The sequence below is a fragment of the Streptomyces zhihengii genome, assembly GCF_016919245.1.
In the GTDB taxonomy this organism is placed as follows: Bacteria; Actinomycetota; Actinomycetes; order Streptomycetales; family Streptomycetaceae; genus Streptomyces; species Streptomyces zhihengii.
Map to the genome: position 1 here is coordinate 850,144 of NZ_JAFEJA010000002.1, position 20,203 is coordinate 870,346.

Annotated in this window: 15 protein-coding genes and 1 pseudogene; 8 read left to right on the forward strand and 8 right to left on the reverse strand. The window is 74.9% G+C overall.

The window, feature by feature from the left end:
- Positions 1-103 precede the first annotated feature (103 nt).
- Positions 104-1,387, forward strand: a complete 1,284-nt coding sequence (locus JE024_RS31495) for a streptophobe family protein (protein WP_205377299.1) — start codon at positions 104-106, stop codon at positions 1,385-1,387.
- Positions 1,388-1,404: 17 nt separating this feature from the next.
- On the opposite strand, the gene JE024_RS31500 is transcribed toward JE024_RS31495, so the two are convergent.
- From JE024_RS31500 to JE024_RS31510, 3 genes are read right to left on the reverse strand one after another with little or no spacing between them, the layout of a single operon-like run.
- Positions 1,405-2,394: a serine/threonine-protein kinase gene (locus tag JE024_RS31500; RefSeq protein WP_205377300.1), complete on the reverse strand. Its 990-nt coding sequence runs from the start codon at positions 2,392-2,394 to the stop codon at positions 1,405-1,407.
- Positions 2,394-3,299, reverse strand: a complete 906-nt coding sequence (locus JE024_RS42395; protein WP_244883284.1) for an SH3 domain-containing protein — start codon at positions 3,297-3,299, stop codon at positions 2,394-2,396. Before JE024_RS42395 ends, JE024_RS31500 begins: the two co-directional genes overlap by 1 nt.
- A gap of 6 nt (positions 3,300-3,305) precedes the next feature.
- The gene (locus JE024_RS31510; RefSeq protein WP_205377301.1) at positions 3,306-5,657 is read right to left on the reverse strand and encodes an FHA domain-containing protein; all 2,352 of its coding nucleotides are present in this window, start codon (positions 5,655-5,657) and stop codon (positions 3,306-3,308) included.
- Between the two features lie 235 nt (positions 5,658-5,892).
- On the opposite strand from JE024_RS31510, the pseudogene JE024_RS42400 reads away from it, so the two are divergent.
- Positions 5,893-6,207, forward strand: a pseudogene (locus tag JE024_RS42400) (ATP-binding protein); the annotation flags it as partial.
- Positions 6,208-6,562: 355 nt separating this feature from the next.
- Here the strand turns inward: JE024_RS42400 and JE024_RS31515 are convergent.
- Both JE024_RS31515 and JE024_RS31520 read right to left on the reverse strand, forming a co-directional pair.
- Positions 6,563-6,796 (reverse strand): hypothetical protein, encoded by a 234-nt coding sequence (locus JE024_RS31515; protein ID WP_205377302.1) that lies wholly within the window; start codon positions 6,794-6,796, stop codon positions 6,563-6,565.
- 156 nt (positions 6,797-6,952) lie between these two features.
- On the reverse strand, positions 6,953-7,867 hold the full coding sequence (locus JE024_RS31520) for a S1 family peptidase (protein ID WP_205377303.1): 915 nt from the start codon (positions 7,865-7,867) through the stop codon (positions 6,953-6,955).
- Positions 7,868-8,551: 684 nt separating this feature from the next.
- Here JE024_RS31520 and JE024_RS31525 point away from each other — a divergent pair.
- The 6 genes from JE024_RS31525 (at position 8,552) to JE024_RS31550 (ending at position 15,404) form a co-directional block, all read left to right on the forward strand.
- Positions 8,552-9,244 (forward strand): DUF6629 family protein, encoded by a 693-nt coding sequence (locus JE024_RS31525; RefSeq protein ID WP_205377304.1) that lies wholly within the window; start codon positions 8,552-8,554, stop codon positions 9,242-9,244.
- Between the two features lie 288 nt (positions 9,245-9,532).
- Positions 9,533-9,919, forward strand: a complete 387-nt coding sequence (locus JE024_RS31530) for a hypothetical protein (RefSeq protein WP_205377305.1) — start codon at positions 9,533-9,535, stop codon at positions 9,917-9,919.
- A 46-nt stretch (positions 9,920-9,965) separates the two neighbouring features.
- A complete protein-coding gene (locus tag JE024_RS31535; protein ID WP_205377306.1) occupies positions 9,966-11,360 on the forward strand; it encodes an NADP-dependent succinic semialdehyde dehydrogenase in 1,395 nt (464 codons plus the stop codon).
- Between the two features lie 156 nt (positions 11,361-11,516).
- Entirely contained in the window at positions 11,517-13,502 is a 1,986-nt protein-coding gene (locus tag JE024_RS31540; protein ID WP_205377307.1) for a hypothetical protein, read from the forward strand.
- A complete protein-coding gene (locus tag JE024_RS31545; protein ID WP_205377308.1) occupies positions 13,499-15,040 on the forward strand; it encodes a hypothetical protein in 1,542 nt (513 codons plus the stop codon). Before JE024_RS31540 ends, JE024_RS31545 begins: the two co-directional genes overlap by 4 nt.
- A gap of 148 nt (positions 15,041-15,188) precedes the next feature.
- Positions 15,189-15,404 carry a hypothetical protein gene (locus JE024_RS31550; RefSeq protein WP_205377309.1) on the forward strand — a complete coding sequence of 72 codons (216 nt, stop codon included), beginning with the start codon at positions 15,189-15,191 and terminating at the stop codon, positions 15,402-15,404.
- Between the two features lie 82 nt (positions 15,405-15,486).
- Here the strand turns inward: JE024_RS31550 and JE024_RS31555 are convergent, their stop codons facing one another.
- The 3 genes from JE024_RS31555 to JE024_RS31565 form a co-directional block, all read right to left on the reverse strand.
- Positions 15,487-16,362 carry a peptidoglycan-binding protein gene (locus JE024_RS31555; RefSeq protein WP_205377310.1) on the reverse strand — a complete coding sequence of 292 codons (876 nt, stop codon included), beginning with the start codon at positions 16,360-16,362 and terminating at the stop codon, positions 15,487-15,489.
- Between the two features lie 27 nt (positions 16,363-16,389).
- On the reverse strand, positions 16,390-17,940 hold the full coding sequence (locus JE024_RS31560) for a DUF6519 domain-containing protein (protein ID WP_205377311.1): 1,551 nt from the start codon (positions 17,938-17,940) through the stop codon (positions 16,390-16,392).
- A gap of 95 nt (positions 17,941-18,035) precedes the next feature.
- Positions 18,036-20,192: a hypothetical protein gene (locus JE024_RS31565; RefSeq protein ID WP_205377312.1), complete on the reverse strand. Its 2,157-nt coding sequence runs from the start codon at positions 20,190-20,192 to the stop codon at positions 18,036-18,038.
- Between the last annotated feature and the right edge of the window lie 11 nt (positions 20,193-20,203).

The following is a 20,203-nucleotide window of genomic DNA, read 5'->3' on the forward strand; positions in this document are numbered from 1 at the left end:
CGCACCGTGTTTCATTGTGTGCCCGCCCTCCGTGGGGCCCGCAAGCGGACGCGGTCGGCCCACCCGGGGAGCGGGCCCCGTCCGCCCTGCTTAGCGTGTCCGTGTGAGTCAGCACGCAACGGCCGAGCCGGCCCGTACCCCTGCGGCCCACGGCTGGCCGCAGGCCCTCGCCGCCGTCCTCGCCGGCTATCTGGCCATGATCGTCACCGCGGTGCTCGGGCTGTGGGCGTCCGGCGCCACCGGACTGCCCGACGGCGCCTTCCCCCAGGTCGTGGCCGCCGTCGTCGTCCTCGCCGTCGGCGGCTCCGTCGAGGTCGCGGGCGACGCGGGCGAGATCGCCCGGTCCGACGCCGCGCTCGACGCCCTGCCGCTCTCCGTGACCGTGGTCGGCGCCCTCGTGGCCGCCGCGCTGTTCCTGCGCCCGCTGCGCCGCCGCGCGGTGGCCGGCGCCCCCGAACTCGCGGGCTGGGCCCTGCGCATCGCCGTGCTGTGGCTGGTCTGCCTGGGCGTGCTCGCCGCCGTCGCGCGGCACACCTTCACCATCGAGTTCGACGACCCCACCGGCGGCCTGATCGGCGACGTGTTCGGCGCGACACCGCGCGTCGGCTTCCGCACCGAGGTGCCCCAGACGCTCGTCATCGGCCTGCTGTGGCTGGCGGGCGTCCTCGCGCTCGCCCTGCTGGTCTCCCGGGGCGCACCCCTGCCACCGCGGCTGCTGCGCTTCCAGGAGGCCGTCCGCCCCGCCGCGTACGCGATGGTCGCGCTGCTGCTGGCGACCCTGGCCATCGGCGTCGTCATCGGCATCGTCGTCGCCGCCACCCGAGGGCACGCCGCCGAGACCCTCGCGGTGATCCTGCTCGGGCTGCCCAACCTGATGTGGCTCGCGCTGACCGTGGGCCTCGGCACCGGCTGGGAGGGCACCGTGAAGGGGCCCTTCGGCCTCCCGATGCCGCAGCTCCTGGACGAGGTGCTGCGCACCGGTGACCTCGCCACCCTCGACCTCGGCGCGCTGACCGAGCGCGACGCCCGCGCCTGGTGGCTGCTGGTGGTGGCCGCCCTCCTGGTGTTCGGCGCCGCCTTCCTCATGGCCGTGCGCTCGTCCGCCCGGGTGCGGCCCTGGCAGCACGCGCTGCGCATGGCCGTCGCCCTCGCGCTCACCCTGACGGCGGTGTCCCTGCTCGCCCGGGTCTCCGCGCACTTCGGGCTCTCCCTCCTCGGCATCGGCGACCTCGGCGGCGACCTCGGGGGAGAGGTGTCGCTGCGGCCCATGCTCTGGCAGGCGTTCCTGCTGGGCGCCGGATGGGGGCTGGTGTCCGGCTTCCTCTGCGGTCTGCTGGCGACCCGCTTCCGCCACCACGGCGAGGCGCCCCCGGCCCCGCGGCCCTGACCACCGGCCCGCCGGGGCTACGGGCCCCGGAAGACCGGCCGCGCCCAGGCGGGCGGATCCGGCGGGGGCCCGGGCGCCCCCTCGGGCGCGGGCCCGCCGTCCACCCGGGTCGCCGTCCGCACCACCGGGCGGCCGCTCCCCGCCGCGCGCAGGGCGGCGACGAAGCGTCCGCACGAGTCGAAGCGGGACTCCGGGCTCTTCGCCAGCGCCCGCTCCATCACCGTGTCGACCGCCGCCGGCAGGTCGGAGCGCTGCGAGGTCAGCGCCGGCGCCGGATCGTACTGGTGGGCCCAGAGCAGGGCCATGTCGTCGTCGCGGCGGAACGGCGGGCCGCCGGTCAGGGTCTCGAAGACCACGCACCCCATGCTGTAGACGTCGCACCGCCCGTCGACGGGGCGGCCCGAGATCTGCTCGGGCGCCACGTAGTCCAGCGTCCCGACGAACTGGCCGACCGTGGTGAACCCGGTGAGCGAGAGGGACTTCTTGGTGAGGCCGAAGTCCGTCAGGTACACGTGCTCGGGATGGTCGCTGTCGGTGCCCTCCGCGACGAGGATGTTGCCGGGCTTCACATCGCGGTGCACCAGGTCGTGCGCGTGGGCGGCGTCCAGCGCGGAGGCCACCTGGGCGGCGATGCGGCAGGCGGTGGCGAAGGGCAGCGGACCGCGGCGGTCCAGCAGCACGCGCAGGTCCTGGCCGGCGACGTACCGCATGGCGATGTAGAGCAGCCCCTCCGTCTCGCCGGCCTCGAAGACCGGCACGATGTGCGGATGGTCGATGGAGGCCGCCACTCGTGACTCGTGGGTGAAGCGCTTGCGGAAGGTGTCGTTGCGCGCCAGCTCCGGGGCGAGCAGCTTGAGTGCGACAGTGCGGTCGAGGCGCAGGTCGCGCGCCCGGTAGACGACGGCCATGCCGCCGCGCCCGATCTCCCGCTCGACGAGGTAGTCGGCGACCTGCTTCCCGACCAGCTCCGAGGGGCGGCCCCCCGGGAGCGAGCTGTCCGGCGGCATCAGTCCTCACCCTGCCGCACCGGCCCGCCCCGCCCGTCCACGACCTGGGTGGGCGGCGGCACGTCCGTGTCGGGGGTCGGGGTTTCCCGGTCGGGGACGACGCGGGTGGGTGGGGGTGGGTCGGTGTCGGGGGTCGGGGTTTCCCGGTCGGGGACGACGCGGGTGGGTGGGGGTGGGTCGGTGTCGGGGGTCGGGGTTTCCCGGTCGGGGACGACGCGGGTGGGTGGGGGTGCGTCGGTGTCCGGGGGTGGGGCCTCCCGGTCGGGGACGACGCGGGTGGGCGGCGGGGGGTCCTCGACGGCGGCGGGCCGGGGGCCGTCCGGCGGGCGGGGCGGGTCGGCGCCGGTGACCCGGGTCAGGTCCGCCGGGCCCGCCGCGCCGGGTGCCGCCGGTGCGGCGGGGGCACGGCCGGGCTGCACGGCGGGCTCCGCCGACGCGGCGAGCGTCGACAGCCGCCGCCCGTCGCAGTGCACCCACCGCTCGTGCTCGGCGTCGTACAGCCACACCGACTCGCCGTCGACGACCATCCCCACCTTCAGGCCGCGCGTCCGCAGCCGGAACGTCTCGCCGTCGAGGCTCCCGTCCGCGAGCTCCCCGGCGGCGCGCCGGTAGCGGCCGAGCGCCTCCTCGGCCCGCGCCAGCAGCGGCCGGGGGTCGGCGGTGCGGGCCGCCGGCTGTCCGGCGGCCGGCGGGTCCGCCGGGACCGAGACCAGCAGCCGGCCGTCCACCCAGGCCGACCAGCCGTTGACGCACAGCACCTGCGCCCAGTCGCCCCGGCGCTCCAGCAGCTGCACGGGCAGCAGCGGGTCCAGCGGGACCGTGGGCCGGGACGTGTCCGGGCCCTCCCAGGCCGGGAGTCCGGCCCGGGGGACGACATGCGTGGGGGCGAAGTCCCAGCTCGTCACAGGCGCCTACTTTCGCATGATCGCCGGTTCGTGCCGCCGCAGCAGCCGGGACACCAGGAAGCCGAAAAGGACCGAGAGCACCACCAGCATCCCCATGTCCAGCAGCCACACGGCCGCGGAGTGCTCGAAGAGGGCGTCGTCCGTCAGGTCGCCCGGCACGATCCGGCCCAGCCCGATCGTGCCCGCCATCGCCCCCAGCGCCCACCGGGACGGCACGAACCACGCGAGCTGCTCGATCACCGCGACGCCGTCCAGCTTCAGCAGCGCGCCGCAGAAGACGACCTGGACGATCGCGAGGAGCACCAGCAGCGGCATGGTGACCTCCTCCTTGCGCACCAGGGCCGACACCAGCAGGCCGAGCATCATCGCGGTGAACGCCAGCAGCGCCACCGCGAGGGTGATCTCCACCAGCGGGGGCAGCAGGACGCCCTCGCCGCCCGGGGCGCCCAGATCGACACCGGCGAGTGCCACCAGGGTCAGCACGACCGCCTGGAGCACCGTGATCGTGCCCAGCACCACGACCTTCGACATCAGATAGGCGGATCTGGACAGGCCGACGGCTCTCTCCCGCTGGTAGATGACGCGTTCCTTGACCAGCTCCCGCACCGCGTTCGCCGCGCCCGTGAGGACACCGCCGACACACAGGATGAGCAGCGCGTTCATCGCCGTCTCCCGGTCGAGGGTGCTGCCGGCGAGGGCGCGGGCCATCGCCCCCATCACGAAGGGCAGCGCGATCATGATGGCGAGGAACGTCCGGTCGGCGCTCAGCGCGGCGGTGTACCGGCGCACCAGGGTGCGCAGTTGCGCTCCCCAGCTCTGCGCCTTCGGCGGCGGCGCGACGGGCCCGGCCCGGCCGGCGTCCTCGTGCGGCGGCTGCCGGGTCGCCCCGGCGATGTACCGCTCGTGGAACGGCGACGCGCGGTACGTCCCGGCCCAGTCGCGGTCCTTGTCGTTCTCGAACGCCTCGAACGCCTCGGGCCACTGCTCGAAGCCGAAGAAGGCCAGCGCGTCGTCCGGGGGACCGTAGTAGGCGATCCGCCCGCCCGGCGCCAGCATCAGCAGCCGGTCGCAGACGTCGAGGCTCAGCACGCTGTGGGTGACGACGACCACCGTGCGCCCGTCGTCGGCGAGACCGCGCAGCATGTGCATCACGGAGCGGTCCATGCCCGGGTCCAGGCCCGAGGTCGGCTCGTCCAGGAACAGCAGCGACGGTTTGGTCAGCAGTTCCAGCGCCACGCTGACGCGTTTGCGCTGACCGCCGGAGAGGCTGTGGATCGGCTGGTCGGCCCGCTGTTCCAGGCCGAGTTCGCGGATCACCTCCGCCACCCTCTCCCGGCGCTCCTCGCGCGCGGTGTCCTGCGGGAAGCGCAGTTCGGCCGCGTAGCCGAGGGCCCGGCGCACGGTGAGCTGGGCGTGCAGGATGTCGTCCTGGGGGACCAGGCCGATGCGCTGGCGCAGCTCCGCGTAGTCCCGGTAGAGGTCGCGGCCGTCGTACAGCACCGTGCCCTCGTCGGCGGGCCGCAGCCCCGTCAGGGAGTTGAGCAGCGTGGACTTGCCCGCGCCGCTCGGACCGACGACGGCGAGCAGGCACTTCTCGCCGACGGGGAACGACACGTGGTCCAGCAGGGTGCGCCGGCCCTTGTCCACGGAGACGGCCAGGCCCTGCACGTCGAGGGAGACCTCGCCGGTGTCGACGAACTCCTGGAGCTCGTCGCCGACCAGGCAGAACGCCGAGTGCCCGATGCCCACGATGTCGCCCTGCCCGAGCGGGGCGACATCCACGGGGCGGCCGTTGAGGTAGGTGCCGTTGTGGCTGCCGAGGTCGGCGATCTCGTAGCCGCCGGCGTCGAGGGAGCGCAGTTCGGCATGGTGGCGCGAGACGATCAGGTCGTCGACGACGAGGTCGTTGTCGGGCGAGCGGCCGATCCGCACCGTGCGCGCGGGCAGCGGCCGGACGCTGGTGGGCTGCCGGAAGGTGCCGGTGGCGGCGGGCATCGAGACCGCCGACGGCCGGGCCGGGGCGGCGGGCCGCGGGGGAGCGCGGCCGACGAGGGTGGCACGTGGTCCGTCCGCGGGGTTCCCGAAGCGGATGACGCTGCCGGGGCCGATGTCCCAGGTGCGCACGCGGTGCCCTTCGGCGTAGGTGCCGTTGGTGCTGTCCTCGTCGTGCACCGTCCAGTGGCCGTCCTCGGCGTGCAGCACCGCGTGGTGCCAGGAGACCCGCGCGTCGTCGATCACGATGTCGCTGAGGGGATCGCGGCCGACGTGGTAGTCCCGGCTCGGACTCACGAGCGTGGAGCCTTGATCGGTCTCCACGAGGAGTTCGGGCGCCGTCGGCATGGGAGGCCGCTCTGCCATGTCCGAATTCTAACGATCCGGGAGGTCCGTCGCCCGACGGCCGATCCCCGGTGGCGGGGGTCGCGCAGGTCAGGCGGCACGGCGGGCGATTGGGCCGACCGGGCGCGGGCCGTGCGGGTTGCGGGGCGGGCGGAGCCGGGTCATCCTCGTGGTGACCCAGAAGCGACAAGTGCTCACTCTTCGTACTCGGGGACCATCCACGAATGAAGGGCCGTCGCGGTGAGGAGCCACGGTCATGAACGTCCCGGTTTCCGCGTGTCACTACACCATCGAAGTACCCGCCACACCTGAACGCGTGCCGCAGATCCGGCGCATCGTCGCCGCGCATCTGCGCCACTGGAACCTCGCGTCGCAGGTCGCCCCCGTCTGCGGGGCCCTGGACGAGCTCGTCGGCAACGTCGTCCGGCATGTCGAGGGCGACAAGACGTGCGTCGTCGAACTGCGCTGGACGGGCAGCCGGCTCAGCGCCTCCGTCGCGGACCGCGACCGGCGTCTGCCGCCGCTGCGCACCTCGGTGCCCAGCCGGGGCGGTCTCGCCAAGGTCGCGAAGCTGAGCGACAGTTGGGGCACCTGCGGCACCGACGACGGCAAGGTGATCTGGTTCACCAGGCGGGTGAAGCAGTCCGAGCGGATCGGGCGCGGACAGCGCGCGCCGAGGGTGCCCGCCGTCGAGTTCCGCCCGCTGCCCGCGGCGCTGGCCGCCGGCCCGCCGGCCGATCCGGCCCGCGCGGGGGCCCGGCCACTTAACCCGGCGGGGCCCGCCCACCGCCGGGGCCCCGCGTCCGCACCCCCGGCGCCGCCCCCGTCCCCCCCGGGACGGGGGCGGCGCCGGAGGTGTCCCGTGATGCCGTGCGGGGCGGCCGGGCCCGGCGCGCGCGGGGGCGGGGGCCGGCCGCCGTGGGGTGTCACGCGGCGCTCCTGTCGGGCCGCTCGGCGGGATGCAGCCCGGCCACCAGGCGGAAGAAGTCCGCCTCGTTGCCCGCGAGTCCGACGGCGCCGAGGGCGGCGTCGGCCTCCGCCATCGGCGCCGCCAGCATCGGCAGTGCCTGCGGGGCGGCCCGCGGATCGGCGAGTGCGGCTCTGGCGGTCTGGAGCAGACGCAGATACGCCTGCGCGGCGGCGCGTTCCGGTTCGTTCATCTCGCTCTTCCCCTCGTGAAGGTGTCGGACCGTCAAGCATCTCGCGCGCCTCTGACAACGCGCGGGAGCCGGGAGGGAAAGCGGCCGGCGGCCCGCCCCCGAGGGCGGGCCGCCGGCTGGTGCGACGAGCGGGGGAGCGCCCGAAGGCGCGCCCGGCTAGAAGACGCTGACGCCGTAGGCGCTGAGCGCCTCGGTGACAGGCTGGAAGAACGTGGTGCCGCCGGAGGAGCAGTTGCCGCTGCCGCCCGAGGTCAGGCCGAGCGCGGTGGTGCCGGAGAACAGCGGGCCGCCGCTGTCGCCGGGCTCGGCGCAGACGTTGGTCTGGATCATGCCGTAGACGACGTCGCCGCCGCCGTAGTTGACGGTCGCGTTGAGGCCGGTGACGGTGCCGCCGTGCAGGCCCGTGGTCGAACCGCTGCGCTGGACCGACTGCCCGACACGGGCGTTGCCCGCGGTGGTGATGTCCCGGTAGCTGCCGTTGTAGAGGTAGACCCGGCCGTCGGCGGCCGAGGCGTTGGCGTGGCGGATCAGGCCGTAGTCGTTCGTGGGGAAGCTCGATCCGGTCCGGGTGCCGAGGAGGGTGGTGGACGAGGAGTTGGTGTACCAGGTGCTGCCGATCGCGGTGCAGTGACCGGCGGTGAGGGCGTAGTAGGTGCTGCCGCTGCGGACGTTGAAGCCGAGCGAACAGCGGCCGCCGCCCGCGTAGATGGCCTGGCCGCCGGCGATGAGCTTGTTGAAGGTGCCCTCGGTCCGCTTGATCGTGAGGTCGCCCGCGCGGTCGCCGGCCTCCTTCTTGATCGTCGCGATCTCCGCGGCGGAGACGGTCGAGTCCACCGTCACGACGACCTTGCCGGTCGCCTGGTCGGTGTACCACGCGGTGCCCGCCACGTCGGCGTCGAGGACCGCCTCACCCGCCTGGGCGAGCTGCGCGACGGTGGCCTTCTGGGGGGCTGCCTCGGCCATGGCCGAGGGGGCTGCAAGCGCGGAGGCGGCCACGAGTGCGGACGCGACGGCGATCAGCCGGGCGCCTCTGGTCATACCGCCGAGGGGGGACATGCGCTTGATCTTCACTGCATCCTCCGTGGGGGATCGGGGCCCGTTGGGTGGGCGGGCCCGTGGAAGAGCGAGAGACGGACGGCCGGCGAAGGGTTGGTGCCGGTCATGAGCCTGTCAATCGCGACACCGTGAATCCTGGGGTGCGACAGGAGTCGCGACAAGATCGCCTTTCGGCCGCGCTACGCGCGTCCGCCCCTCGCGGCCGTGGACGCGTGTCACCGCGGGGGGTGCGGCGGCGGGGTGCGCCCGGCCGGAGGGAGGGGTGGCGCGCCGGGCAAAGAAAGAGCAAAAGCAACGGACCGTTTGCTGAGCGTCCGTCAGCTCGATGGTTGGGGAATGGACCACTCCGGTCTCGCGCGGGTGCCGTGGGGCACCGTGCGGCGGGGTGCCGTTCGGCGGGCTGATCAGGAACGCCTCGTTCCGCAACGGGTCCGCGGGCCCGTCCGGAGCACCCCCGTGCGCGGGGCTCCCGGCCGGCCGCGCCGCCGCGGCCCACCCGGCCCGCCCGGCGGTGGCGTCCGCACACACCGGCCCCGCCCCGTGGGCCCGCTCCCACCGGCCGTGCCCCCGGGGCGGCGCCCGGGGCGCCGCCCCGGACATCCGCGGCCCCGGCCCCCGTCCGGCACCCAAATGCCGCGATCGCTCCCGTTCGCCCGGTGCCCGGCGGTGTCCTGATCCCGACCGTCGTACCGTGAGCGCATGTGCTGGAGTGCTACGGCCGACCTCGCGGCCGGCACCGTGATCACCGCCGCCGGTCTCGCCTCCACCGCCGTCACCCTGCGCCGGGGCCGCCCCCGGGAGCTGCCGCTCGCCGCCCTCCCCCTGCTGCTCGGCGCCCACCAGATCGTCGAGGCCGCACTCTGGCACCGGGGCGGCGGCAGCGGCCCCTGGACCACCGCCTGGGCCGTGATCGCCCTGCCCCTGCTCGCCGTCTGGATCCCCTTCGGCACCCTGCTCGCCTCACCCGCCCGCGTCCGCCCCCGGCTGGCCGTGCCCGCGGCCGCGGGAGCCGTGACGGCCGCCGTCCTCACCCATGTGCTCGCCACCACCGAGGTGAGCGCCGACATCCGCGAGCACACCGTCGGATACGGCATCGGCGTCCCCTGGCCGGCCCTGGTGCTGGGCGGCTACCTGCTCGCCACCGTCGGCTCGCTGCTGCTCGCCGACGACACCCGGCTGCGGCTGCTCGGCGCGCTCGCGGGCGCCGGGGCGCTCGTCAGCGCCCTGCTGTGGCGCACCGCGTTCGTGTCCACCTGGTGCGCGGTCGCGGCCGTCGCCTCCCTCGTCCTCCTCTCCTGGAGCCTGCGGCCGGCCGACCGGGGCCGCCCCGACCGGGCGGCCGGCCTCCGCGGCGCGGGTTCCCGGGACCCCGGCCCCCGCGACCGTGCGTGACCCCGGGTTCAGTGACCGTGCACGACCCCGGCCCCCGCGACCGTGCGTGACCCCGGGTTCAGTGACCGTGCACGACCCCGGGCCCCGGGACCGTGCATGACCCCGGCCTCAGTGACCGTGCACGACCCCGGACCCCGAGACCGTGCATGAGCCCGGTCTCCGGTGGTACCCGCAGGACGCCGGCCGCCCGCCCGGTCGCACCGGCCCGCCCGCAGGGTGAGGCTGGGAGGGCAAGGGCCCGCCCGGCGCGGGCGGCGGCGACGACGCACGAACGGAAGGCGAACCACGGTGAACACAGCACAGGAGCACGAGGAGTCGGTGGTCGTGACCCTCACCGGCTGCTCCCCGGACGACGCGGACACCGTCTTCCGCGCACTCGGCCGCTCGTACACCTCGGACCGGGCCGCGCACGAGACGCCCAAGGACACCGCGGAAGGCCACGACACCGTCTGGGCCACCACCTTCGACGTGTCCCACCCGCTGGCCGGCCCGGAGCCGGTCACGCTCGCGGCACCCGTGACGGTCGAGCTCCAGGGCGGCTACTGGGCGGTCGACCGGATGACCGAGACCCTGAACGCCAGCTTCGCCGTCCGCGAGGAGGGCATGGCGGCCGGCGACCAGGAGAAGGACGTGCAGCTCCGGCTGACCAGCGGCATCCCCACCGAACGCTTCTGAACATCCGGGGCGTCCGCCGCCGGCCCGAGCCACCACAGGAGACCCCATGCCCATCGCCACCGTCGATCCCGCCACGGGGGAGACGCTCAAGACCTTCCACGCCCTCGACGACGGCGACGTCGAGCGGCGGATCGCCGCGGCGTCCGCCGCGTACACCCACCACCGCACCACCTCCTTCGAGGAGCGGGCCGCGCTGCTGCACCGCGCGGCCGACCTGCTCGACGAGGACCGCGACGGCATCGCGCGCACCATGACCACCGAGATGGGCAAGCCCGTCACCGCCGCCCGGGCCGAGGCCGCCAAGTGCGCCAAGGCCATGCGCTGGTACGCCGGGCACGCCGCCGGGCTGCTCGCCGACGAGCACCCCGACGAGAAGGACGTACGCGACTCCGGTGCCACCCGCGCCGTCGTGCGCTACCGGCCGATCGGCGTCGTCCTCGCCGTCATGCCGTGGAACTTCCCGCTCTGGCAGGTCGTCCGCTTCGCCGCGCCCGCGCTGATGGCCGGCAACACCGGTCTCCTCAAGCACGCGTCCAACGTGCCGCAGACCGCCCTCTACCTGGAGGACCTGTTCCGCCGTGCCGGCTACCCCGAGGGCTGCTTCCAGACCCTGCTCATCGGCTCCGGCGCCGTGGAGGCGGTCCTGCGCGACCCCCGGGTCGCCGCGGCCACCCTGACCGGCAGCGAACCGGCGGGCCGCGCGGTGGCCTCGGCCGCCGGCGACGCGATCAAGAAGACCGTCCTGGAACTCGGCGGCAGCGACCCCTTCATCGTGATGCCCTCCGCCGACCTCGACCGCGCGGTCGCCACCGCGGTCACCGCCCGTGTCCAGAACAACGGCCAGTCCTGCATCGCCGCCAAGCGCTTCATCGTCCACGAGGACGTCCACGACGCGTTCCGCGACCGGTTCACCGCCGCCATGCGGGAGCTGACCGTCGGCGACCCCATGGACGAGTCCACCGACGTCGGCCCCCTCGCCACCGAGCAGGGCCGCGCCGACCTGGAGGAACTCGTCGAGGACGCCGTCGCCCACGGCGCCGAGGCCACCTGCGGCGGCCGGCGGCCCCCCGGGTTCGACCGCGGCTGGTACTACGAGCCCACCGTGCTCACCGGTGTGACGGAGGAGATGCGCATCCACCGCGAGGAGGCCTTCGGCCCCGTCGCCACCCTCTACCGGGTCACCGGCCCCGAGGAGGCCGTCGCCCTCGCCAACGACACCCCGTTCGGGCTCAGTTCCAACGCCTGGACCCGCGACCGGGCGGAACAGGAGCTGTTCTCCCGGGACATCGAGGCCGGCGGGGTGTTCTTCAACGGCATGACCGCCTCCCACCCCGCCCTGCCCTTCGGCGGCGTCAAGCGGTCCGGTTACGGGCGCGAGCTCTCCGGTCACGGCATCCGCGAGTTCTGCAACATCACCACCCTGTGGCACGGCGAGGAATAGGCGGCGCCGGGGTGCTGACACAGCGTCACGTCACAGTTCGGTACCGTGCACAACAGGCCCGCACAACCCTCGTGAGCGGCCTTCCCGTCGGGTAAGTTCCCTCTGTGCGCGGCGAGTTGATCAGCCCGTCGCGCCCGGGGGAGACGGGGGAGCCCGATGGGCGGGAGACTGCACGGCCAGCAGACGCTGCACGAGGACTTCGTGCCCCGGCTCGTCGGACTCCACCACACCGGCAACTACCAGGTCCCCCTGGCCTTCCCCGCGGGCGCCCCGGTCGTCGAGATCGTCGGCGGCCGCGGCAGCGGCCGGACCGCGCTGATCGACGCCGTCCACGACGCCTACAGCGGCCGCGTCCCGCTGGCCCGGGTCGACCTCGACGCGCCCGGCTTCGGCGAACCGGGCGTCGCCGACCTGGCCGACGAGGACGCCCCCAACGCCTCCCGCCTCACCCACCTCCTGTACGTGCTGGCGTACCGGCTCGGCCTGGACGTACGCCACTTCGGCAAGGCGCTCGCCTTCCCCCGGCTCTCCCTCGGGCTGCTGGTGGTGACCGCGTGGCGCCCGGCGAACACCGGTGAGCGCGACGTACGGCCGCCGGACCTGCGCCGTGCCGAGGCCGACCTGCGCACCCTCGTCACCGCCGAGGACCCGGACCTGCGCCGCCGCCGCGAGAGCCTCGGCCGCTGGTTCGACCTCGTGACCGCCAACCTCCCGCAGGTGCTCTCCGCCGTACCGGGCCTCGACGCCCTCGCCGGCATCGTCCTCGACGCCGCCCGCCAGCAGCTCCTGCGCGGCGAGCCCGACAAGGGCGCCCTCGCCTGGTGGGGCGCGCGGCTGCACGGATCCCAGGGCTACCAGGGCGACTCGCTCCAGCGGCTGTTCCAGTTCGTCCGCGTCTTCCGGCGCCTCGACGACCGGCGGCGGACCGCCGAGGAGCACCTGGTCGCCGCCCTCCTCGACGACATCGACGCGTGCTACGGCCGGCTGCGGCGGCTCAACCGCAAACCGCGCCCGCTGCTCCTGGTGGACAACGCCCACACCCCGACCGGTCGCGCCTTCCTCGGTCTGCTGGAGAGGAGCTGGGCCCCCGGGACCGGCCCGGTCACCCGGCCCGTCGTCCTCGCCACCCGGCTCGGCCGGGGCGCGGCGCACCCGCCGCTCACGGACGCCGCGGGCGCCCTGCCGGACGCCGGGCCCCTCGTGCTGAGCATCCCCGCCGTGGAGAGCGGCCACATCGCCGAGATGCTCAGCGCCGTGGACTACCCCGACCACCTGCCCCGGCTGGTGGCCCGCTGGAGCGGCGGCCGTGCCGCCAGCGCGCGGACCCTCGCCGACACCGCCGTCCGCGGCGTCCGGGAGACCGGGAGCCTCGCCACGGCGGACCTCCTCGACGCCGCCGCCCCCGACCTGCTCGCCAGGCTGCTGCCCGACCCGGTCATGCGGGAGCGGCTGGTGCTGCTCTCCGCCGCCGCCGACGCCGCGACCCGGCGCGGCCTGTGGACCTTCGCGCACCCCGAGGACCACTCCGGGGACCTCGTGGCCGCCCGCGTCCGCGAGACCGACGACTACCGGCACACCTCCTGCCTCGACGGCGACCGCGCCCTCGACCTGGTGCTGCGCCACCGGTTCGCCGCCACCACGACCCACGAGCGCTGGCGCGACACCCAGTTGCGGCTGCGCTCCCTGTGCGATCCGCGCGGCGACACCTACCTCCACCACACCCTCGCCGTCGGCCGCACCGAGGAGGTCGTCTGCGCGCTGCACCACCGCTTCACCACCACCGCCCCCGCCCACTGGCTGACCACCCTCAACACCGTCTGCTCCGCGCCCCGCCCCCGGCCGGGCTACGAGCCGCCGGCCCCCGGCGCGCCCCTGTCCTGCACCGCCTGCGGCAGCGACGAGCCCAGCCCGCAGCACGAGGCCGTCGCCAGTCTCGTCCCCCTGCTGTGGCGGCTGTCCGACCCGCTGACCCTCGCACCCCGCGAGGACGAACTGACCACCGTCCGCATCGCGCTGGAGACGCTGTACGGCAACAGGGCCGCGCACGCCGCCTACCGCGAGGCGTCCGCCGCCTGGCCGGCCCGTCTGCGGGCCGGGGACCAGGCCCCCGACCTGCCCGTCCCGGAAGGGGTTCCGTCATGACGTCGTTCCTCCGCAGACTCCCCGGCGGTCCGCTCACCAAGGCGGTCGCCCTCCTCGGCGCCCTCGTCGTGCTGGGCGGCGCGGCCTGGATCGCGTACGCCGTCCTCGGCCCCGACCCCGCCTGCGGGCAGGGCATCGAGGAACGCGGCCCGGACGGCCGCAAGGAGTGCACCGGGGTCACCGACGGAAGCTTCGTGTTCGCCGACAACCTCGCCGCCGTCAGCGCCCGCATCAAGGCCGAGAACGAACGCGTCCGCGACGAGCCCCATGTCTCCGTCGCCGTGATGCTCCCCATGACGGCCGCCCAGCCCTTCGAGCAGCGCAAGACCCTGCACGAGGTCCAGGGCGCCTACCTCGCCCAGTACCGGGCCAACCACGACTCCAACAGCAAGAAGCCCGCGATCCGGCTGCTGCTCGCCAACCCGGGCCGCAACCACGACCACTGGCGCGCCGTCGCCGAGCAGCTCGGCGACATGTCCGAGTCCGGCAAGGACAACCTGCGGGCCGTCATCGGCTTCGACGTCTCCACCGCGACCACCCAGGCGGCCATCGCCTACCTCACCCGGGAACGCGGCATCCCCGTCGTCGGCGGGCCCATCACCGCCGACGACCTCGGCAACAGCGCCGCCCGGCCGGACGCCTACCCCGGCCTCGCCCGGGTGGTGCCCACCACCACCGACCAGGCCCGCGCCCTGTCCCACTTCAACAAGGACATCGACCCGAAGCACACCCTCGTCGTCGAGGACATCCGCACCGGGGACAACTACGTCGACGCCCTCAAGCGGGCCTTCGCCGAACGGACCGCGGGATCGCCGAGGGCCCCCGAGCAGTACCGCGCGCCCGACGAGTTCCACGAGGAGGGCACCACCGCGAACGCCTTCGACCAGATGGTCGACACCATCTGCACCTCGCCCGCCCGGGTCATCTACTTCGCCGGACGCCCCGTCCAGCTGCGGCAGTTCGTCAACGAACTCGGCAACCGGGGCTGCACCGAGAAGAAGTACACCGTCATCACCGGCTCCGGCGCCTCCACCCTCTCCTCCGACGACCTCCTCGACTGGGACGCCTTCCGCAAGGGCGTCACCCTCCAGTACGCGGCCGTCGCCCACCCCGACGCCTGGACGAGCCGCGGGGCCCCCGCCACCGGCGGCTCGGCCGCCGCGTACCGCACCCTCGCCGACCTGGCCGCGGGCGAGGAGGCCGGCGACATCGGCGAGGTGGAGCTCACCGACTCCCGGACCATCACCTTCTACGACGCGGGCCTCACCGCGATCACGGCCATCCGGATGCGCGACGACAGCGACCCCGTCATCCCCGCCCTCGGCCGGATCGGCGACGCCTGGCTGCGGCTGCACGGCATGGGCAAGGTCGAGGGCGCCAGCGGCTGGATCTGCCTCGACAACTACGGGAACCCCTACAACAAGGCCGTCTCGGTCGTGGAGCTGTCCCCCGACGCCCCCGGCCGCATCCGCTTCGTCGGCCTCGCCTGGCCGACGGGCAGACCCACACCGGCGGACTGCACGGCGAGCCGGACCTGAGGGGCCGGCAGGTGAGCGCCGCCGGCCGCGGCGGTGGTCCGGGTGGCCCGGGCGTCTTCGGTGGCCCCGGCGTCCCGGGCGTCTTCGGTGGTGGCGGTGGTGGCGGGGTGGTCGGTGTCCTCGGCCCGCGACGGCTCGTTGGTCCGGCATGAGCGTCATGGAGCGGATGATCGAGGACACCGCGTACGCGTACGGACTGTCCCTGCCCACCGTCAGGAAGCTGCTCGGGCTGTGCGAGGGGCTGCGCGCCGAGCACGGGGACGCGTGGACCCACCGCGACCTGGCCGTCCTCGTGGAACGGGCCGTGCTGGACCTGGAGCCGTGGGCACTGGAGTGGCTGGAGGCATCCCACGGGGACCGCTGAGCCGGCGCCCGCGCACAGGGGGCCCGGCACACCCCGGTCCGGGCCGTGCCCGCGAGGGGCGCGGCCCGGACCGGGTGGCGGCTCAGACGTTGGGCACCTTCAGCTTGTCCCAGCTCGTCTTGCCGGGGATGCCGTCCGCGTCGCTGCCCGAGTAGCCCAGCTTGCGCTGCCAGGCCGCGTAGGACTTGCGGTCGGCCTCCGACCAGGACGGCCCCGGCCCGACCTCGTAGCGGCCGCAGCCCTCGGCCACCAGCCGCTTGCCCATCGCCGTGACGACGGCGCTGCGTCTGCCCGCCTGGAAGAACGCCGCGCCGGGGAAGGGCTCGTAGCGCGGCGGCGCGGGCGGCGCCGGCGGGCCGTCGGGGTTGCCGCCCAGACGCTGCCGGATCCGGTCGCGCATCGCGTCCATGGTGAAGCCGCGCGGATCGACCTTGCCCGGCTGCCACTCCTTGTGGCCGATCACCGAGCGCTGCGACCAGCCGTGCGCCCGGCAGATCGCCGCGGACGCCTTCTCGATGGCCTCCAGCTGAGCGGCCGGCCAAGGATCCTTGCCGTCACCGAGGTTGACGCACTCGAAGCCGTAGAAGTGCCGGTTCCCGTCGGTGTTGGCCTCGTTGTCCACGGGCAGCGCCGTCTCGTTGACGACCGCGCGCAGCACGTCGTCGTCGCCGAGACCGGCGTGGTTGGCCCGGCCGTTGCCGACCAGGTACACCGTGCCGTCCTTGGCGATCACGCCCTGGCACAGCGGGCCGGGCAGGCTGGAGTGCCCGTTGTAGCAGAGTTCGACGGAGCTCTGGGTGCCGGAGGTCACGGTGTGATGGATCATCACGCCGTTGACCGGGCCCCAGGGCCCCTTGTGGTTGCGGTTGTGGGTCCGCCAGCTCCGGTGCTCGACGACGCGCAGACCTTCGTCGCGCAGGGCTTTGAGTAATCTGTCGGCGGACAGAGGCGTAGCCATGGTGGTGCTCCTTTCCCGGGCCGACCGTCAGCTCTCGGACCGTCCCTGATCGTTTTGCCCGCTTTCCGGGCCCGGTGAACCGGCGTTCGCGTCCCGTTCGGCCGAGAGCGCCTCCGCCTCGGCGTCCGCCTCCGCGTCCAGTGCCTCGGCGTCCGCCGCCGGCAGCGGGGCCGCCGACGGCCCGAACGCCAGGCGCAGATCGGCGACACTGCCCTCGCCCAGCACCCAGGCCAGCGGCGCGTGACGCACCCGGACACCGTGGGGCGCCATCAGCAGCGGACGCCGTGCCGCGTCGGCGGGCCACTCCACGTCACCCGTCGCCGTACGCGCCGCGACCGTCCAGTGGTCGCCGGTGCGGTACGTCCCGCCGCGCCCGAAGTGGACGAACACCCCGTCCTCCAGCGCGATCCAGGCGCCCTCCTCGATCCGCAGGGCGCCCCCGCGGGTCCGGTCGGCGCCCCGGCCGCGCGCCGCCGGCGGCCGGTGGTCCCAGCGCCGCAGGTACGGGTGCAGCTCCGGGCGCCGGCCCACCGACGGGTGGGGCTCCTCGGACAACCGCACCCGGCGGCCCGGCAGATCGAGCTCCTCGACCCGCAGCAGCGGCAGCGGCTCACGGCGCTCCGTGTACGCGGTGTCGGTGAACTCGACCCAGTCGCCGGTGTTCAGATCGAGCTTGGCGTCGCCGCCGAGCGCTGCCACCTCCACCCAGGTGCCGTCGAGCCCGTCGACCGGGAAGGTCACCGACCCGTTCTCCCGCGACCACTTGAACGTCGCGTCGCCCGCAGCGCCGCCCTCGTGGACCTCCACCCGGTAGAGCTGGTTCTCCGGGCCCCGGTAGCGGGCCTCCGGCGGCAGCGGGCACGGGTCCTCGTCCGCGCGGTCGGGGCGCTCGGCGCGGGCCGCCATCCGGGCCGAAGGCCCCTGTGCCGCGGCCCAGGTGTCGAAGGCGGCGCGCACCTGGTCCTTCGTCGCCCCGTCGGGGAGGTCCAGCGCGTCCCCCGGCACGGGCACCACCTGCCACACCGTCTTCAGGCGCGCGGCGGTGTCCGGCAGCGCCGCGCCGAGCGCCGGCTCCCGCAGGAACGGGTCCTCGGCGGCGGTCACCGCCCGCTCCCACACCCGCAGCGCGGCCAGGTACGGGAACCGGGCGGGCAGCCGGTCGCCGGGGCGCTCCGGATCGCGGTGCGCGTGGGGCTGGTCCCAGTACGTCCAGGTCGCCTCCGGCTCCGGCGCGCCGTCCGCCGGGGCGCCGCCGTCCGCGCCGTCCTCCGGCACCGGCACCCCGGCGGCGGGGCGGCCGGCGTCGAGCAGGATGCCGTCCACGTAGTAGCGGCCGCCCCCGATCGACAGGTCGTCGAGTTCCCTGCTCCCCGCGAGGAAGCCGATCGCGAAGCCGAGCGCGTCCCGCGGGCCGCCGTGCCGCCCGATCAGGTCTCGGGCGGTGGTCCTGGCCTGGTGCAGCTGGATCGCGGCCTGCTCGTTGGCGTCCGCGTCCAGCTGGACCCGGCCCTGCTGGGCGATCACCGCCGCGTAGCTGCGTTCCGGCCGGAACGTGACACGGGAGATGTCTGCGTGCATGAGTTGGGGTCCCCCTCGGGAGGTTCGGCGGTTCGACGTCGTGTCAGGTGGCGGGGAGCCCCCGGCGCCCCGGGCACCGGGAGGCTCCCGGCGCCTCAGGTGACGGGGAAGATCCCGGCGTCCGTGCCGGCCGGGGTGTACTCGGCGAGCCGGGCCCGCAGGCTGTCCTCCCGCTGCGGTTCGTAGAGGTCGTGGAAGACGCCCATCTCGGAGCCGTCGTCCGCCCCGCGCCGGATCGCGGGCGGGCACCCGTCGGCGAGCCGGGCGTACGCGGGCGTGCCGTAGCGCTCGCTCGCGAACACCGGCCGCACGCCCGCCTCCCCGGGGCCGTCCGGGACACAGCGGTAGCGGCGCGGGGTGCGCGAGCCGGGCGGCACGTACGAGTACCGCAGACCGCCCACCCCGCGCCGGGCCACCCGCATCCGTCCCGTGAACACGCTGTTCTCGGCGATCTCCACGGCATGGGTGTGCACTTCGCCGATCACCGTCGCACGCCGGGCGTGCAGCACGGCGTGGGCCGGCGCGCAGTCCGGGGCGGACAGCGCCGCGCGCCCGTGCCCGGTCGCGTCCAGCACGCTGTCGTGGAGATGGATCGGCAGCGGATCGTGCCGGACCTCGTCCCCGACGACCTCGATCGTGCCGAGCACACTGTGCTCGATCCGCACGCACGCCGTCGTCCGCTCCAGGACCAGGCTCGCCTCGTCCGGCGAGTGCGGGGAGCACTCGGGCTCCAGCGACCAGCCCGGCACCAGCGTGCAGTGCCGCACCACCACCGCGCCCACCGGGCCGCTCACATGCAGCCCGCGGCCGGTGACCAGCAGACCGTCCAGCGTGATCCGCGGCGGCTCGGCGCCGGGCGGGCAGTCCTCCTCCCGCGCCCGGATGTTGAGGGCGTCCGGCCGGTTGCTGTACCAGTCCAGCAGCCGGACCACCGGCCGGCAGCCCTCGGCGGCACGTACCTCCAGCCGGTCCCCGGGCTCCAGCTCGAAGTCCAGCTGCTCCTGGAAGGCGCCGCTGTGGGTGATCTCGATGACGCCGTCGGGACCGCAGCGGCCCGCCCGCCGGTCCTCGCGCCACGCCTCGTAGGCGTCCATGATCTTCTGATGGGCCCGGCGCGGCCCCACCCGGTAGACCCGGGCCGCGGGCGGCGTCCCGCGCTCACGCGGGTACTCGCCGCCGCCGGTGTCCGCGGCCGACGCGTAGTGGTACGTCACCCACACGCCCTGCCGGGGCGCCGACCGCGAGCCGAACGCGATCCGGCCGAGCACCGGGTCCACGGCCACCTGACCGCGCCGCGGGCGGTAGCGCCACTGCGAGAGGTCGGCGACCACGATGTCCGCCATCGGCACCGGCTCGCCCTGGCCGTCGCGCCAGACGGTGAAGCTCTTCCCCGGCCCGTAGTAGTCGGCGAGCCGGTCCGCCAGCAGCCTGCGCCCGATGAACGCCGGCACGTTGTCCACCGTCGCGATGTGCGTCGCCGACGGCTCCGGCACCGGCAGCGTCACCAGCGGGGAGTCGTTGCCGAGGATCGAGAACGTGTACAGGCTGCGCGCCCGGTCCACGCAGTACGCGGGCGCCCGGGTCACCGCGTACGGCTTCAGCCGCCACACGAACAGGCCCGTGCCGGCCGGGGTCCACCCGCCCCGGCGGCGGGGCGAGCCCGCCCTGCGCACGTCCACCGACCGGGCGACCGAGCCGAACGGCCCGCCGGCCAGATCCAGTTCGAGACCCTGGCGGACGTCGGCCGTGCGGCCGCGCCGCGCCCGCCGCGCATCGGCCGCCGCCGTGCCCGTCCCGTACAGCCGCACCGGCTGGTGATGGGCCACCAGGCGGGAGAACTCCACGGCCCGAGCCGGCCAGTCGGCGACCTCCCGGGCGTGCTCCTCCAGCAGGTGCAGCGTGCCCTTGCGCCGCCGGTCCGCGACCGTGCGCGCCACGTCGTGGCGCGGCGCGACGGCCTCGGCCAGCCGTGCGAGCGGCTCCCCGCCGGGCCCGCCCAGGCCGTCCGTACGCACCCGCTCGTAGCCGGGCAGCGTCCGGTAGCCCACCAGATCGCCCAGGTAGGGCAGCACCCAGGGCGCCGCCGTCTCCACGAACAGGTCGTCGTACCCCTGCTCGACGCCCTCGCGGATCAGATCGGCCTGCTCGGCGATCACCGCCAGGAGCGCCCGGAGCTGTTCCCCCGTCCCGGTGTCCCGCAGCCGGTGCCACTGCGGCAGCAGCTCCGCGAGCCCGTCCGGCTCCCTGCTCATGCGGCCTTCCC